16 protein-coding genes are annotated in these 15,854 nt (G+C 62.5%); 10 read left to right on the forward strand and 6 right to left on the reverse strand.

Annotated elements, in window-relative coordinates; genetic code table 11:
• Positions 1-222: 222 nt before the first annotated feature.
• From XB14_RS22650 to XB14_RS22680, 7 genes are all read left to right on the forward strand, one after another.
• Positions 223-1,557, forward strand: a complete 1,335-nt coding sequence (locus XB14_RS22650; RefSeq protein ID WP_077964787.1) for an ABC transporter substrate-binding protein — start codon at positions 223-225, stop codon at positions 1,555-1,557.
• A gap of 102 nt (positions 1,558-1,659) precedes the next feature.
• A complete protein-coding gene (locus tag XB14_RS22655) occupies positions 1,660-2,607 on the forward strand; it encodes a carbohydrate ABC transporter permease (protein WP_043613808.1) in 948 nt (315 codons plus the stop codon).
• Positions 2,604-3,545, forward strand: coding sequence for a carbohydrate ABC transporter permease (locus tag XB14_RS22660; protein ID WP_077964345.1), 942 nt, complete (start codon positions 2,604-2,606; stop codon positions 3,543-3,545). Before XB14_RS22655 ends, XB14_RS22660 begins: the two co-directional genes overlap by 4 nt.
• The gene (locus XB14_RS22665; protein WP_034799314.1) at positions 3,542-3,730 is read left to right on the forward strand and encodes a hypothetical protein; all 189 of its coding nucleotides are present in this window, start codon (positions 3,542-3,544) and stop codon (positions 3,728-3,730) included. The genes XB14_RS22660 and XB14_RS22665 overlap by 4 nt, the downstream gene beginning before the upstream one ends.
• Positions 3,731-3,733: 3 nt before the next feature.
• Positions 3,734-4,831: an ABC transporter ATP-binding protein gene (locus tag XB14_RS22670; RefSeq protein WP_077964346.1), complete on the forward strand. Its 1,098-nt coding sequence runs from the start codon at positions 3,734-3,736 to the stop codon at positions 4,829-4,831.
• Positions 4,824-5,819, forward strand: coding sequence for an ABC transporter ATP-binding protein (locus XB14_RS22675; protein ID WP_077964347.1), 996 nt, complete (start codon positions 4,824-4,826; stop codon positions 5,817-5,819). The genes XB14_RS22670 and XB14_RS22675 overlap by 8 nt, the downstream gene beginning before the upstream one ends.
• Positions 5,820-5,828: 9 nt before the next feature.
• On the forward strand, positions 5,829-7,499 hold the full coding sequence (locus tag XB14_RS22680; protein WP_077964351.1) for a dihydroxyacetone kinase subunit DhaK: 1,671 nt from the start codon (positions 5,829-5,831) through the stop codon (positions 7,497-7,499).
• A gap of 92 nt (positions 7,500-7,591) precedes the next feature.
• Here XB14_RS22680 and XB14_RS22685 read toward each other — a convergent pair whose 3' ends face one another.
• Positions 7,592-7,789 carry a heavy-metal-associated domain-containing protein gene (locus XB14_RS22685; protein WP_077964353.1) on the reverse strand — a complete coding sequence of 66 codons (198 nt, stop codon included), beginning with the start codon at positions 7,787-7,789 and terminating at the stop codon, positions 7,592-7,594.
• 426 nt (positions 7,790-8,215) lie between these two features.
• Between XB14_RS22685 and XB14_RS22690 the strand changes: the two genes are divergently transcribed.
• Positions 8,216-9,508 carry an NCS2 family permease gene (locus XB14_RS22690; protein WP_077964355.1) on the forward strand — a complete coding sequence of 431 codons (1,293 nt, stop codon included), beginning with the start codon at positions 8,216-8,218 and terminating at the stop codon, positions 9,506-9,508.
• A gap of 138 nt (positions 9,509-9,646) precedes the next feature.
• Here XB14_RS22690 and XB14_RS22695 read toward each other — a convergent pair whose 3' ends face one another.
• Together XB14_RS22695 and XB14_RS22700 are read right to left on the reverse strand one after the other, a co-directional pair.
• On the reverse strand, positions 9,647-9,967 hold the full coding sequence (locus XB14_RS22695) for a 2Fe-2S iron-sulfur cluster-binding protein (RefSeq protein WP_077964357.1): 321 nt from the start codon (positions 9,965-9,967) through the stop codon (positions 9,647-9,649).
• A gap of 41 nt (positions 9,968-10,008) precedes the next feature.
• Positions 10,009-11,262, reverse strand: coding sequence for a cytochrome P450 (locus XB14_RS22700; RefSeq protein WP_143348504.1), 1,254 nt, complete (start codon positions 11,260-11,262; stop codon positions 10,009-10,011).
• A 111-nt stretch (positions 11,263-11,373) separates the two neighbouring features.
• Between XB14_RS22700 and XB14_RS22705 the strand changes: the two genes are divergently transcribed.
• Positions 11,374-12,222: a helix-turn-helix transcriptional regulator gene (locus tag XB14_RS22705; RefSeq protein WP_179119641.1), complete on the forward strand. Its 849-nt coding sequence runs from the start codon at positions 11,374-11,376 to the stop codon at positions 12,220-12,222.
• A gap of 84 nt (positions 12,223-12,306) precedes the next feature.
• Here XB14_RS22705 and XB14_RS22710 read toward each other — a convergent pair whose 3' ends face one another.
• From XB14_RS22710 to puuE, 3 genes are all read right to left on the reverse strand, one after another.
• Positions 12,307-12,792, reverse strand: coding sequence for an ureidoglycolate lyase (locus tag XB14_RS22710; RefSeq protein ID WP_034799348.1), 486 nt, complete (start codon positions 12,790-12,792; stop codon positions 12,307-12,309).
• Between the two features lie 71 nt (positions 12,793-12,863).
• Positions 12,864-13,883: an allantoicase gene (gene alc, locus XB14_RS22715; protein ID WP_077964362.1), complete on the reverse strand. Its 1,020-nt coding sequence runs from the start codon at positions 13,881-13,883 to the stop codon at positions 12,864-12,866.
• A 9-nt stretch (positions 13,884-13,892) separates the two neighbouring features.
• The gene (puuE, locus tag XB14_RS22720; protein WP_077964363.1) at positions 13,893-15,308 is read right to left on the reverse strand and encodes an allantoinase PuuE; all 1,416 of its coding nucleotides are present in this window, start codon (positions 15,306-15,308) and stop codon (positions 13,893-13,895) included.
• Positions 15,309-15,480: 172 nt separating this feature from the next.
• On the opposite strand from puuE, the gene uraH reads away from it, so the two are divergent.
• A complete protein-coding gene (gene uraH / locus XB14_RS22725) occupies positions 15,481-15,852 on the forward strand; it encodes a hydroxyisourate hydrolase (RefSeq protein ID WP_077964364.1) in 372 nt (123 codons plus the stop codon).
• The last annotated feature ends 2 nt before the right edge of the window (positions 15,853-15,854 follow it).

Here is a 15,854-nt window from a genome sequence, read left to right on the forward strand (position 1 = left end):
TACTCCAACAAAATCGCCGCGAAATCAAGAATTGATGTGCGCACCTCAAAAATCACTTGCTTTGAGGTGCGCACCTCAGTTATGAATCTTTCAGCGAGAACGCAGGCCCTGAGTGCGGCCGCGAGCACCGCTAGTGCCAAGAGGATTTAGGTACGCCAATCGCCCGCCATGGGCGTTTTCCTTCTGATGGAGGTCGGAAGGTACAAGGGAGGGAACCCAATGATGAAGCAGATGCTGTTGAGCTCCACAGTCGTGGTCGGAGCGTATTTCGCCGTTTCTGGTGCCGTCGGCACAAAGGCCGCAGCGGCCGAGCTGACTCTTTGCTGGGCCGCCTGGGATCCGGCCAACGCGCTTGTCGAACTCAGCAAGGATTTCGAAGCCGAGAGCGGCAACACGATGAAGTTCGAGTTCGTGCCGTGGCCGAACTTCGCTGACCGGATGCTGAACGAGCTGAACTCCGGCGGCAAACTGTGCGATCTGATGATCGGCGACAGCCAGTGGATCGGCGGTGCTGCCGAAAATGGCCAGTACATCAAGCTCAACGATTTCTTCGACAAGGAAGGGATCAAGATGGACGACTTCATTCCGGCAACCGTTATCGGTTACGCGGAATGGCCGAAGAACACGCCGAACTACTGGGCCCTGCCGGCGTTCGGCGACGTCGTCGGCTGGACCTACCGCAAGGATTGGTTCTCGCGTCCCGAACTCCAGGCCGAGTTCAAGCAGAAGTATGGCCGGGATCTGGCCGTGCCGAAGACCTTTGCCGAGCTCAAGGACATCGCCGAATTCTTCCAGAAGCGCCAGATCGACGGCAAGACCGTCTACGGCGCTGCGATCTATACGGAGCGGGGCTCTGAAGGCATCACCATGGGCGTGATGGACGTGCTCTACAGCTTCGGCTTCGAATACGGAAATCCGAAGAAGGCCTATGAGCTCGACGGCTTCGTCAACTCGGCGGACGCGGTCAAGGGCCTGGAATTCTACAAGGCGCTCTATGACTGCTGCACACCGCCCGGTCACTCCGATGCCTATATGTCGGAGGATATCGACGCCTACAAGTCCGGCCAGGTCGCCCTGCAGATGAACTTTGCCTTCACCTGGCCCGGCATCCATGCCGACGCCAATGTCGGCGGCGACAAGTCCGGCTACTTCCCCAATCCCGCCGGTCCGACTGGTGTGCAGTTCGCCCAGCTCGGCGGCCAGGGCATCTCGGTCGTCGCCGCGTCCGACAAGCAGAAGGAAGCGCTGGATTACATCAAGTGGTTCGCGCAGCCTGAAATCCAGAAAAAGTGGTGGGCGCTCGGCGGCTATTCCGCGCTGCGTTCCGTGGTCGAGGATCCGAGCTTCGCCACGAGCCAACCCTATGCGCAGACCTTCCTGGATTCGATGGCCATCGTGAAGGACTTCTGGGCCGAGCCGTCCTACGCCTCGCTGCTGCAGGCCTCGCAGAAGCGCTTCCACGACTACGTCGTCGCCAACCAGGGTACGGCGAAGGACGCGCTCGACGGCCTCTCGGAGGACTGGAAGGACATCTTCGAAGACGAAGGCAAGTACTGACGCCAAGCAACCGCCGCCTCCCGGCGGAAGCGTCCATGCGGGGCCGGCCGATCTCTCGCGCCGGCCCCGCATGCCAAATCGTCAATGCCTTAGGGGAATACCATGCTCCATTCTTCGATCGATCGTGCCGCGCACGCGACGCCGCCCGTGCTTGCACGGCGCATCAGAGGGCTGTCCGACCGCGCGATCGCCTGGATCTTCGTCGCACCATCCATCGTGCTGCTGCTTGCGATCAACATCTTTCCGCTGATCTGGACGGTCCGGCTGAGTTTCACCAATTTCCGCGTGAACCGCCCGAACGAGCCGGTTCAGTTCGTCGGTCTTCGCAATTACCTCAACATCCTGACCGACAAGGACATCTGGCTGACGATGCAGGCGACGGCCCACTTCCTGATCTGGACGATCGTCCTGCAGGTGCTGATCGGCTTTGCTCTCGCCTATCTCATCAACAAGAAGTTCCGCGGCAACGACCTGTGGACGACCATCATCGTACTTCCGATGATGCTGAGCCCCGCCGTCGTCGGAAACTTCTGGACCTTTCTCTACCAGCCGCAGATCGGCCTGTTCAATTATGCGATCGGGTTCCTGACCGGGGCAGACCCGTCCAGCTTCTCGATGATCGGCGACACGTCGCTGGCGCCCTGGGCCATCATCATCGTCGACACCTGGATGTGGACGCCGTTCGTCATGCTCATCTGCCTTGCCGGGTTGCGCTCCATTCCGAGCAGCATCTATGAGGCGGCGGAATGCGACCGGGCCAGCAGCTGGCGCCAGTTCTGGACCATCACCATCCCGATGGTGCTGCCGTTCCTGATGCTGGCCATCCTTTTCCGCGGCATCGAGAACTTCAAGATGTTCGACCTGGTCGTGCAGCTGACGGGCGGTGGCCCGGGCTCGATCACGGAGCTGACGTCGATCAACCTGAAGCGCGAAGCTTTCGAGAAATGGCGCACCGGATACGCATCGGCCTATGCCGTCATCCTCTTCGTGACCGTCTTCGGCCTTGCGTCGATCTATGTCAAAGCACTCAACAAGGTGAAGCAGAGATGAGCAGCTTTTCTGTAACGGAGCCATCCGCGCCGCAGAAGTGGTTCGCAGGCACCCTGGTCGTGCTTTATGCGGTGATCACCATTCTACCGCTGCTCTGGATCATCGGGACGGGCTTCAAGTCACCCTCGGACGCGATCGCCTATCCGCCAAAGACATTCTTCGAGCCGACGCTCGAAGGCTATGTGAACCTCTTCACCACACGCACCCGCGTTTCGGAAGAACAACTGAAGGAAATGGGCGAACCGAAGACCTGGTACGAGCGTCTCGTTCGCAAGGACGGGCTGATCATCGCCGGCCCGTCGCGCTTCCCCGAGCGGTTCTACAATTCCGTCATCATCGGCTTCGGCTCCACGGTGCTGTGCATCGTGCTTGGAACCGCGGCGGCCTATGCCTTCTCGCGCTTCAAGGTGCCGCTCAAGGACGACCTGCTGTTCTTCATTCTCTCCACCCGGATGATGCCGCCGATTGCGGTCGCCATTCCGATCTTCCTGATGTTCCGCTCGCTCGGGCTGAACGACACCCATGCCGGCATGATCCTGCTCTACACGGCGGTGAACCTGTCGCTCTCGGTCTGGCTGCTGAAAGGCTTCATCGACGAGATCCCGATCGAGTATGAAGAGGCGGCGTTGATCGACGGCTACACACGCTTCCAGGCCTTCTACAAGGTGGTGCTGCCCCAGGCGGCAACCGGCATCGCGTCGACGGCCATCTTCTGCCTGATCTTTGCCTGGAACGAATACGCCTTCGCCGTGCTGCTCACGTCGGGCACCGCGCAGACCGCACCGCCCTTTATCCCGACGATCATCGGCGTCGGCGGTCAGGACTGGCCGGCCGTGGCCGCCGGTGCGACCCTTTTTCTCGTCCCCGTGATGGTGTTCACGATCCTGCTTCGCAAACACCTCCTGCGCGGCATCACCTTCGGAGCCGTAAGAAAATGACAGCTTTCCTCAACCAGTTGCTCCGCCTTCGGCGCGGCGCGTGGGAGATGGTGGCATCGGTCCTCATCGCACTCGGTGTGGTCATGCTGATGCAGCCCGTGTCGCTGACGCTTTACTCCTTCTCGTTCCTCGTGACGCTGCTTGGAACAGTCATGTTCATCATCGTCAGCCATTTTCCGGAGTGACCCATGGCACAGATCAGAATTGAAAATGTGCGCAAGGAGTTCGGGGCCTTCACAGCGGTCCAGTCTTCGAGCTTCACGGTGGAAGACGGCGAGTTCTTCATGCTGCTCGGGCCATCCGGATGCGGCAAGACGACGACGCTTCGCATGATGGCCGGACTGGAACTGCCGACGAGCGGCCAGATCTACATCGGCGGCGAAGAGGTGGGCATGAAGCGGGCGAGGGAGCGCGATATCGCCTTCGTCTTCCAGATGTTCGCCCTCTATCCCCACATGAACGTGCGCAAGAACATCTCCTATCCGCTCGTGAGCCAGGGCATGAAAAAGGCGGATGTTGCCGCGCGTGTCGCCGAAGTGGCGAGGATCCTCAGAATTGAAGGCATCCTCGACAAGCCGGTCGGCGGGCTCTCGGGCGGCGACCGCCAGCGTGTCGCGCTCGGTCGGGCGATTGTCCGCAACCCCAAGGCCTTCTTCATGGACGAGCCGCTCGGCGCGCTCGACGCGGAGTTCCGCGAACATATGGCGGGGGAACTGCGGGCGCTGCACGATCGCATGGGCGCCACCACCGTCTATGTGACCCATGACCAGCTGGAAGCGATGCAGATGGGCGACAAGATCGTCGTCATGAACCATGGCGTCATCGAACAGTTCGGCCGCCCCCAGCAGATCTACGACTGGCCGGCAACGAAATTCGTCGCCAAGTTCATCGGCTCCCCGTCCATGAATTTTCTGGAGTTCGAAGGCATGATCGGCGTCGGCGGCGACAGCATCGATCTCGCCGGGAAAAAGGTGGCGGTTCCGGCCTCGCATGAAGGCAGGGCCGGCACGCTGACGCTCGGCGTGCGTCCCGAGCATGTCCGGTTCGTGGATGACTCCAGCTACAGGGGTCGCGTGATCGCCGTCGAGTATCTCGGCACGACACAGATCGTCACGATCGACACGCCCAACGGCGAGATCAAGGCGCGGACGCCGTCCACCCAGGCGGCCCGCACCGACGAGCTCGTCGGTCTCGATTTCAATGAGCGGACCTTGACGCTCTTCAATGCGGAGACAGGCCGTGCTCTTGTTTCCGAGGCCAACGAGGGAGTGCTGCGCCGTGGCTGAAGTCATCTTAAGGAACGTGACGAAGACGTTCGACGGGCATAAGGCGCTCGACGATGTTTCGATGACCGTACCGGACGGATCTTTCGTCGTGCTTCTCGGTCCGACGGGCGCCGGCAAGACGACGACGTTGCGCATGGTCTCCGGTCTCGATACGCCCGATAGCGGCGAGATCTTTATCGGCGGGCTGTCGATGCGCGGACTGACCCCGGCCCAGCGAAACGTTGCGATGGTCTTCCAGCAATATTCGCTCTACCCGCATCTGTCCGTCCGGCAGAACCTGGAATTTCCGCTGAAATCGCCGCTCTTGAAAACGCCGCAGAAGACGATCGACGAGAAGGTGAACGCCATCGCCGAGGTCTTGCAGATTTCGCACAAGCTCGACAACAAGGCGACCGCCTTGTCCGGTGGCGAAATGCAGCGCGTGTCGATCGGGCGTGCGCTTGTCAGAAACCCGCAGATATATCTGATGGACGAGCCCTTGAGTTCGCTCGATGCGAAGCTTCGAGCCGATCTGCGCGTCGAACTGAAGAACATTCAGGCCAAGTCCGGGGCGACGCTTCTTTACGTCACCCACGACCAGATCGAAGCGATGACCATGGCAACGCATATCGGTGTGCTCGAAGAGGGCAGGCTGGTTCAGTTCGGTTCGCCGAGAGAGGTCTACGAGACGCCCGTCAGCGTCTACGCCGCGACCCGCCTCGGCCAGCCGCGCATCAACGTCCTGCCCGCCAAGCTTTTTGCGGGCGCGCCGGACAGGGCGCAGTCGATCGGCCTGCGCCCTGAAAACATCGTCCAGGGGGCCGGAGAAGATGCGCTCGTGACGCGCGTCGAACATCTGGGCGACCAGACGCGTCTCCATATCTCGTTCAAGCAACACAACCTCGTGACGGTCACGGATCCCCACACCGGGTTCCGCGGCGGCGAGACCATCAAGATCCAGCCCAACAAGCCGCTCTTCTTTGACGCGGCCGGAATGCGCATCGCTTAGGAGGCGAACATGAATCAGTTTATCAACCGCAAGGAAAATGCGGTTACGGAAGCGATCGACGGGGTCCTTGCCGCGTCCGGCGGCGCGCTCAGCCGCCTCGACGGATATCCGCACATTCGCGTCGTCCTGCGCTCCGACTGGGACAAGGGCAAGGTCGCGCTCGTCTCCGGTGGCGGCTCGGGACACGAGCCCGCGCATATCGGCTTCGTCGGCAAGGGCATGCTGACGGCCGCCGTCTGCGGCGACGTCTTCGCATCGCCGAGCGTGGACGCGATCCTCGCCGGTATCCTGGCGGTGACGGGACCTGCCGGCTGCCTGCTGATCGTCAAGAACTACACCGGTGACCGGCTGAACTTCGGCCTGGCGGCGGAACGTGCGCGTGCCTACGGCCTCAATGTGAGCATGGTCATCGTCGATGACGACATCGCGCTGCCGGACCTTCCGCAGGCGCGCGGTGTCGCCGGTACCCTTTTCGTCCACAAGATCGCCGGAGCGCTCGCAGAAAGCGGGGCGGACCTCGATACGATCGCCAATGCGGCGCGCAAGGTCATATCGGGCACGAGCACCATCGGCATGTCGCTCGATACCTGCACCGTTCCGGGCTCGCCGAAGGAGCACCGCATCCCCGAGGGACATGCGGAACTCGGGCTTGGGATCCATGGCGAGGCTGGTGTCGAGCAGATCGTCTACTCGGACGCGAGAAGTGCCGTTGCCGCCATGGTCGAGCGGCTGCAGGCGGCGATGGAAGACAAGCCCCACGTGGCGCTCGTCAACAATCTCGGCGGGACGTCGATCCTGGAAATGTCGATCCTCATGCACGAACTCGCCCAGTCGGCAATCGCCGACCGGATCGTGCATCTGGTCGGACCCGCGCCGATGATGACGTCGCTGGATATGCGCGGCTTTTCCATCTCGGTCTATCCCGCCGACAAAACCGAGCTGGAGCTCCTGTCCCGGCCGGTGACGCTGCCGGCCTGGCCGGGCGTGACCGCGGTCAAGCCCGTTGCGGTTCTCGCTCTGCCTGATGGTTTGACACCGATTGCGCCACTGCCCTCACGACACGATGCGACGCGGCAGTTTCTGCTTGCCTGCTGCAACCTGCTGATCGACGCGGAAAAGGACCTGAATGCGCTCGATGCCAAGTCCGGAGACGGCGACACCGGCTCGACGCTCGCGGGCGCCGCGCGGGCGCTGATACAGGCACTCGATCGTTTGCCGCTATCCGACCATACGCAGCTCTTCCGCGCCATCGGGCAGGAGTTGAGCCAGACGATGGGCGGCTCTTCGGGCGTGCTTCTGGCGATCTTCTTTGCCGCCGCCGGGGATGGCGCCTCGAGCGGGCTTTCGATCCGCGAAGCGCTGAAAGCCGGGTTGGCGCGCATGCAGGAAATCGGCGGGGCGCAGATCGGCGACCGCACCATGGTCGACGCCCTTTCCCCGGCACTGGACGCGCTCGACGCGAGCATCGGCGCGGCCTCCAAGGCGGCGCGCGACGGCGCCAATCTGACCGCGACGCTCGTGCGGGCAAGGGCGGGGCGTGCTGCCTACATCAACGCCAAGCAGTTGGAAGGGCACATCGACCCCGGCGCCGAAGCGGTCGCCCGCCTGTTCGAGCACCTGGCACGCCACCCGGACATGCTTGGGCGCCAACCGGAGGGAGCCGCAGCCGCTACCGGCTGAGGATCGGGGCGGAGACAGAAACGTAACCCAGACGACAAAACGCCCCGGAAAGCCGGGGCGTTTGTGACGGGAGGTGTCGGGGCAGCACTCTCTTAGAGCGCGCGGCTCTCGTATCCAGCCGCCTTCAGGGCGTCTGCGATCGGCCCTGCAGCTACGGCGGTCTCGACGCTGACTTCCCGATTGCCGAGATCGACCTTGATCGTTGCCTGCGGGTCGACACTCAGGATCGCCTTCTGGACGACGCCGGCGCAGTGACCACAGGTCATGTTGTCGATCTTGTAGTTCTGCATGCTTGTCTCCTTGGTACGGTTGTGAGACAAACATGGCGTCTCCCACCGTTGGAAGGTCAATAGGGCCTTCAAGATATTTGTTCGCGGCATTTCCTCCAGTCCTGCGAACGGTGGAAAATACCCCCGAGAGTGTAGGCCAGCGGCCGCTCAAATTCTCCGAAAAATTTGAAAGTCTTTCATCATCGATCCCGGGAATGGACGGCTAGCGGTCTGCGTCCGGAAGTCGCACAATCCAAAGGCTGTGCAAATGGCATTCGCGTCGTCCGAAAGAGGGCGGACGATCGCCAGCCGGCACGAAGCCTTAAGCGAAGGGATCGCTCCGGAAATATCCGGGCGTTCGAAATGCACTGGTCGGGAACTGGAGGAGACGGTTTCCCGCTCACTGTCGTTCGGCTGCGTCGTGGTGACGCCGCCAAGGGAGGAAAGATGTTAGAACGACTATTCAAGCTGAAAGAGCATCAGACGACGGCGCGCACCGAGGTGATCGCCGGTGTCACGACATTCCTGACGATGTCCTACATCATCTTCGTCAACCCCGACATCCTGTCGAGCACGGGCATGGATAGGGATGCCGTTTTCGTCGCAACCTGTATCGCCGCGGCACTCGGCTCTGCCGTCATGGCGCTCGTCGCCAATTGGCCGATCGGCATGGCGCCCGGCATGGGCCTCAACGCCTTCTTCGCCTTCACCGTGGTCGCCGCTCTCGGCTTCACCTGGCAGCAGGCGTTGGGTGCGGTCTTCATCTCGGGCGTGATCTTCCTGATCCTGACCGTGACGGGTGTCCGAAGCTGGCTGATTGCCGGTATTCCGCATTCGCTTCGAAGCGCGATCGCCACCGGTATCGGCCTCTTCCTCGGCATCATCGCGCTCAAGAACGCCGGCATCGTCGTCGACAACCCGGCAACGCTCGTCGGTCTAGGCGACCTCAAGCAGACCGGTCCGCTGCTTGCCATCCTTGGCTTCTTCGTCATCGCGGTGCTGGATTCACTCAAGGTTCGCGGCTCGATCCTGATCGGCATCCTGGTCGTGACGGTTCTGTCGATGATCCTTGGCGTCAGCGAGTTCAAGGGCGTCGTCTCGGCACCGCCGAGCATCGCGCCGACCTTCCTGCAGCTCGACATCATGGGCGCCCTGCATGGCGGCCTGCTGCATGTCATCCTCGTCTTCGTGCTCGTCGAAGTCTTCGACGCCACCGGCACGCTGATCGGTGTCGCCAAGCGTGCAAAGCTGGTGGAAGAAGGCAAGCCCAATCGTCTCGGCCGCGCGCTTCTCGCCGACAGCACCGCGATCGTCGCCGGCTCGCTGATCGGTACCAGCAGCACGACCGCCTATGTCGAAAGCGCCTCAGGCGTCCAGGCCGGTGGCCGCACGGGCCTGACCGCGCTCACCGTCTGCGTGCTCTTCCTGGCAGCGCTGTTCTTCTCGCCGCTGGCAGCTGCCGTTCCGTCCTATGCGACGGCTCCGGCTCTGCTCTACGTCGCCGGCCTGATGATGCGCGAACTGACGGAAGTCGAGTGGGACGACCTGACGGAAGCGGCTCCGGCAGCGCTTACAGCACTCGCCATGCCCTTCACCTACTCGATCGCCAACGGCCTCGCCTTCGGCTTCGTAAGCTACGTCGTCTTGAAGGTCTGCACCGGCAAGTGGAGCGTCATCCACCCGGCAACCCAGATCGTCGCAGCGCTCTTCATCGTGCGTTTCGCGTTCTTTGCCGAGTAAAAAGATTTGGCCGAGGCATGCCGCCTCGGCCGATCAGGACTTCCCCGTAAGTGCTGGCCGGAGCAACGAAATGTTGCTTCGGCCTTTTGTGTGAACCACCGGTTTTGAGGAAAACGGTCTCACACTTTCCTGGATTGCTCAGTACTGTCCCGCCGGCAGGTGCACCACCAGGCCATCGAGTTCCGCCGAGACGGTGATCTGACAGCTCAGACGGCTGCGCTCGTTCGGGTTGACGACGCACTCGATCATGTCCTGCTCCTGGAATTCGGGTGTCGGCAAGCGGTCGGCCCATTCGCCGTCGATGTAACAGTGGCAGGTGCCGCAGGCGCACGAGCCGCCGCATTCGGCGGCAATGGCGTCGATACCGTTCTGCACCGCGGCCGACATCAGCGACTGGCCGATCTCCGCCTGGACTTCTCTTGTCGTGCCGTCCACGTCGATGAAGACGATCTTGGGCATGGGTATTCTCCGATTGCGTATGTTGGTGTCGAGGATAGGGATCAGGCTGGCCGGAGCGCGATCTTCAGCTTCTTGGGCCCCCGGACCGAGAGGCCGCGCTTGTATTCGGGCTCTCCATCGACGATTTCGATCGTCGGGAAGCGGCGCAGCAGGGCGCTGAAGATGATATCCATGTCGAGGCGGGCCAGATGATTGCCGAGACAGAAATGCACGCCGCCGCCAAAGGCGAGATGACGATTGGGCGTGCGGCCGATGTCGAATGTATCGGCATTCGCGAACTGCTTGGGGTCGCGGTTGGCGGCGCCATAGAGCAGGCCGAACTTGGTGCCGCGCTCGAAGCGCCTGCCGAAGATCTCGACGTCCTCGACGCAATGGCGGTGGAAGAACGGAAGCGGCGACTCGTAGCGGAACATCTCCTGCACGCCGGTCTGGATCAGGCCGGGTTCGCTCCGCAGCCGCGCCATCTGCTCGGGGAAGCGCAGAAGCGCATGCATGCCGCTGCCGAGCACGTCGATCGTCGAACCGTGGCCCGCCATCAGGATCAGCATGCAGGTCGAGATGAACTCGTCGAAGTTCATGGCGCCGGAGCGCTCCGCTTCGATCAGCACCGAGATGAGGTCGTCCTTCGGCTCGCGCTCGCGCTCGGCCTTCAGCGCCGTCAGATATTCGTAGAACTCGGTCGTGTTGCGCTCGGCGATTTCCTTGCGCGCATCCGAGCGGTCCACGTCGAAGAACTGCACGATGTTCTCCGACCAGATGCGCAGCTGGGGACAGTCCTCGTCCGGCACGCCGAGCAGACGACCGATGATATGGCCGGGAACATGGGCGGCAAGATCATCGACGAAATCGATCTCGCCGCGATCGGCAAGGCTGTCGATCAGCCGGTCGACATAGGCCTGGATCTGGTCGCGGAGCTTCGCAATCATGGCCGGCGTGAACAGCTTGAACACCTGCTTGCGCAGCCGGTCGTGCACCGCGCCATCGCTGTCGAGCAGGCTGAACTGCACGAAGCGCTCATGGTGCGGCATGTCGTGCCAATTGGCGGCGCGCTGCAGTTTTGAGAGCTCTTCCTTGGTTGCGAGGTCTTCGAGCGAGCGTACCATGCGCTTGTCCATGACGATCGCCGAGACGTCCTCGAAGCGCGAGGCAAGCCAGATGTCGAAATCCGCGAAGTAGTGCAGCCCCTCTCTTTCGCGCAGCGCGCGGTAGGTCGGATAGGGATCGCGAGCAAAATCCGGGGACAGCGGCGCGAAGGTGAAATTCGCGGCGTCGCCATTCGGCGCGGCTTCGGTCATGGGCAATTCTCCGTGCATAAAGCTGCATGATAACGTCACTGCCGTAGCTCTGTGAATGGCGCCCTATCGCAAGATGATGGACAAAACTCGCATCGGATGCCAGAAAATGGCATGCTGCCCGAAAGCGAAGAGATCCATTTCCACACGCCGGCAAAATTCGCCGGTGCATTTCCCTATCTGGCGCTGGTGGCCGGAAGCCGTGTTGCTCGGCCGCAGGAGCCGCCGATCCGCAAGCGGTTTCACCAGCACGTGTTCGTCTACACGATGGATGGAAAAGGGTTGATCGAGGTGCGCGGGCAACGCTTTCTTGCGGAAACGGGCGCTATCGCTTGGCTCGATACGGCGCAAGCCTATGCGCATAGTTGCGCGCCTGACAGTGGAGGCTGGCGCTATCTCTGGATGGGGATCGAGGGGCATGGCCTCGACGCGCTCTACCAGTTTCTCGGCGTGCAGCAGTCACCGCTGTTTGCGCCGAAGGATCCGTCGGCGGCGAAAGCCGCCTTCGAATCCGTGAGCGGATATTTTGCCGAACGGTCCCCTGCTACCGATGCTCTGGCGAGCGCCGCGATCGCCGGGGTGATGGCCGATATGATCGCGCCACGGTTGGTCGGGGCCGAGCCGACCGAGGACAGGTCGGGTGAAGACCGTTTGCTTCAGGTTCTTTCAGTAATGCGCGGCGATCTCGCCAGGCCGTGGACGATCGACGATCTCGCGGCTTGCGCGCGGCTCAGCCCGTCGCAATTCTTCCGGCGTTTTCGCGACATGGTGGGAACGACGCCGATGGATTGGCTGCGCCATGAGCGCATCAATCAGGCAAAACGCCTGCTGGTCGGACCCGATGCCAAGGTCTCGGCGGTGGCGGCCGTCTGCGGCTACCCGGATCCCTATCATTTCTCGCGCGATTTTCGCCGCGTGACCGGATACACGCCGACGAAGTTCCGGCGGGATGGCGGCTATTGAGGCCGCAGTCTACGTCCGATTTCGGCGGCCAGCGAGGCCCTGGCGCACCGATAACCCGACCGGACGACCGGGTCATGCATTCACTCACACGATCAGGAACGGCTCCTTGAAGAAATGTTCCTCCAGATTGACGCCTTCGCCGCCGCGATCGACCACCGCGAAATCCGAGACGTCATCGAGCGGCGTCAGGATGCCGTGCCAGACATTGCGGGCGATGTTGACGCCCTGGCCAGGGGTGGTCTTGAAGGCGATCGGTTCACTCGGCCCCTCGTCGGTTTCCCGGGAGACGACGATCAGAAACGGATTGTCGCTCAAGGGGATGAAGGCCTGGCTGCCGAGCGGATGGCGCTCGACCATGGTGAGTTTCAGTGGCAGCGGATAGGGTACGCCGCGCACGAGGCTGATCATCGGCCGGGCCTTTTCGCCTGTTGTATCGATCTTGGCGAGATCATGGTAGCGGGTTGCATTGCCCCCGTTGATGGGGAAGTTGTTGGCATTCTCCGTTTCGATCACGTCGCCGAAAGGCGCAAAGGCCTCCCGGGTCAACGGCTGTATGACGATCTCCTTCATGTGACGCTCCTCCGTCCAATATTGATCGGTTGCATGGAAGTTTGATCGCTTCGCCTCCTCGGCGAAACGATCTAGATGCCGGTTTTCGCAATACGCCCGAAGACACGCAGCCGGCTGACGCCGCCGTCGGGGAAGATATTGAAGCGCACATGGGTCACCGGCCCAACGGCTGTGAGTGCGTGTGCCTCGTAGGTATGGATGCTGTCAGCCTGAAGCTTCTGCGGTGGCAGAACCTCGCGCCAGAACATCGACGACGCTGTGACGGACGCCGCCACTTCGCAAGCGGCCGCCCCAAGGTCGGCGGCCTGTAGCGAACAGGCATCGGGGTAGTTGCCCTTGAAATGGGCGGTATCGACGGCGATCCGGTCGATCTCGCCGCGGGCGGCGAGCTTCACGACGATCCAGTCGTTGCCGGGTTCGCGGCGCCGGCGTGTCTCCCAGCCGTCGCCCATGTTGATGCCGCGTCCGGGTGCAAGCAGCCGCTGGTGGCCGTAATGCCCGTTCGAATAGGCGATGATCTGGCCACCGAGCAGCGACGAGGCAAGGTCGACCACCGTGTCGCCGAGCGCCGCCCGGTCGAAGGCAGGCGTGCCGTAAACCCTCAGTCGGGCGATGCCGCCGTCGGGATAGATGCGCAGGCGCACATGGCTCCAGACCACGTCCGACCGCACCTCGAAGTGATGCTGTGCACTCGGTCCGAGCGGCCGCGGGCACACCAGTTCCGTCCAGACCGTCTTCTCGTCCAGGCCATCAGGCGCCAGGCAGGCGTCGATGGCGCAGGCGCTCGGATAGTTGCCGGTGAAATGGGCGGTATCGACCTCGAAGCCACGGATGCGGCCGTTTGCGGCCAACGCGACGATGGCGTGGTCGTTGCCGGGGCCGCGGCGGCGCCGCGTCTCCCAGCCGTCCATCCACTTGCCGTTGTCGTCATAGACACCGGGATGATAGACCGGCGGCGCATCCTGGAGCATGCGCTCGAGCGGTGCGAAGAATTCGTCTGTGGCGAAGACTGGCCTCGCGCCGAGACCGGCGGAGGCAAGGTTGATCGCGTTCAGCGCGAATTCGGGCGGGCTCACGCCGGGGCTAGTCATAACCGGTCCTCAGCTCGGCAGCATGTCCTTGAGGCGCAGATAGGCGATGCGCTCCACCTGCCGGCATGCCGTCTCGAACTCGGTGTCGCGATCGTTGCCGATCCGGCTTTCGAAGGCGGCCAGGATCTCGTCCTTGCTGCGGCCCTTGACGGCCATGATGAACGGGAACTTGAACTTCTCGACATAGGCGGCGTTGAGCGTGGTGAAGCGCTCACGCTCGGCGTCGGTCAGCGCATCGAGGCCGGCGCCGGCCTGCTCGTTGGTCGAGCTTTCCGTCAGGCGCTTGGCCTGCGCCAGCTTGCCGGCGAGGTCCGGGTGGGCGATGAGGACGGCAAGCCGCTCTTCGGCCGAGGCTTCGCGGAAGACGGCGGAGAGCGCCGCTGCAAGACCGATCGCCGTGTCGTTGGCCGGCGAAAGCTCGCCCTGGAAGGCGCGTTTCGCGATCCACTTCGAATGTTCGAAAACGCCGCCGAATTTGGTGACGAACGCCTCTTCGCCAAGCCGCGACGGACGATCGTCCCAGGCCTTGTACGGGTAGTTCTCCGTCCAGTGGCGGGCGATGTCGACACGCTTGGCGAGCCAGACTTTCTCGTGGCCCTGCACATAGTCGAGGAAACGGGCAAGCGCCGCGGCGCGGCCGGGTCGGCCGACGAGGCGGCAGTGCAGCCCGATGCTCAGCATCTTCGGTGCACCGGCGGTGCCTTCGGCGTAGAGCACGTCGAAGCTGTCTTTCAGGTAGCTGAAGAACTGGTCGCCGCTGTTGAAGCCCTGCGGCGTCGCAAAGCGCATGTCGTTGCTGTCGAGCGTATAGGGGATGACCAGCTGATGGCGCCCGGCATGCTCATGCCAGTAGGGCAGGTCGTCGGCATAGGCGTCTGAAACGTAGTCGAAGCCGCCGGATTCCGTCACGAGGTCGAGGGTGTTGTCGGAGCAACGCCCGGTGTACCAGCCACGCGGGCGCTCGCCGGTGACGATGGTGTGCAGCCGGATCGCCTCGGCAATCTCCTGGCGCTCGCGCTCCGGCGAAAAGTCCTTGTGTTCGATCCATTTCAAGCCGTGCGAGGCGATTTCCCAGCCGGCGTCCTGCATGGCGGCAACCTGCTCCGGCGAGCGTTTCAACGCGGTTGCGACGCCATAAACGGTTGCCGGGACGCCGCGCTCCGTAAACATGCGATGCAGCCGCCAGAAACCGGCGCGCGCGCCATATTCGTAGATCGATTCCATGTTCCAGTGGCGCTGGCCCTGCCAGGCCTGCGCACCAACGATTTCCGACAGGAATGCTTCGGAGGCTGCGTCGCCGTGCAGCACGCAGTTTTCGCCGCCTTCCTCGTAGTTGATGACGAATTGCACGGCGATCCGCGCGCCGTCGGGCCATGTGATCTTGAAGTTCGGGCCGTGGCCGTGAAGATCGCGGGGGTATCTCATCAAAGCAGCTCCTCCAGACATTTTCGTCTCTGCATCCAATTTCTAGCGGCATTTGTTTCGAGCCATTCCCCCCAAAAAATTTGAAAGTCTCGAATGATGCGCTCGCTACCAAGCGGGCCGGAATGCCGGAATACTGCGAGGTGGAAAGCTGACTTCGGGAGGAGCGAAAACTATGCAATCTCAGGGTGGAAACGCCGGCCGTTTGACGACGCACGTGCTGGATACGGCAAGCGGCAAGCCGGCCGAGGGGCTGCGCATCGAGCTCTACCGGGTCGACGGCGATCGCCAGACGCACATCAAATCCGTGAAAACCAACGACGACGGCCGCTGTGATGAACCGCTCTTGAGCGGCGAGCGCATGCAGACGGGCACCTACGAGCTGCAGTTCCATGCCGGCGATTATCTTGGCGGCGCGGACAAGCGCGGCGAGAACCCGTTCCTCGACGTGATCCCGATCCGCTTCGGCATCGATAACCAGGGCGCGCACTATCATGTGCCGCTGCTTCTCTCGCCCTATGGCTACTCCACTTACCGCGGGAGCTGAGG

Source organism: Ensifer adhaerens, from assembly GCF_002007205.1.
In the GTDB taxonomy this organism is placed as follows: Bacteria; Pseudomonadota; Alphaproteobacteria; order Rhizobiales; family Rhizobiaceae; genus Ensifer; species Ensifer adhaerens_D.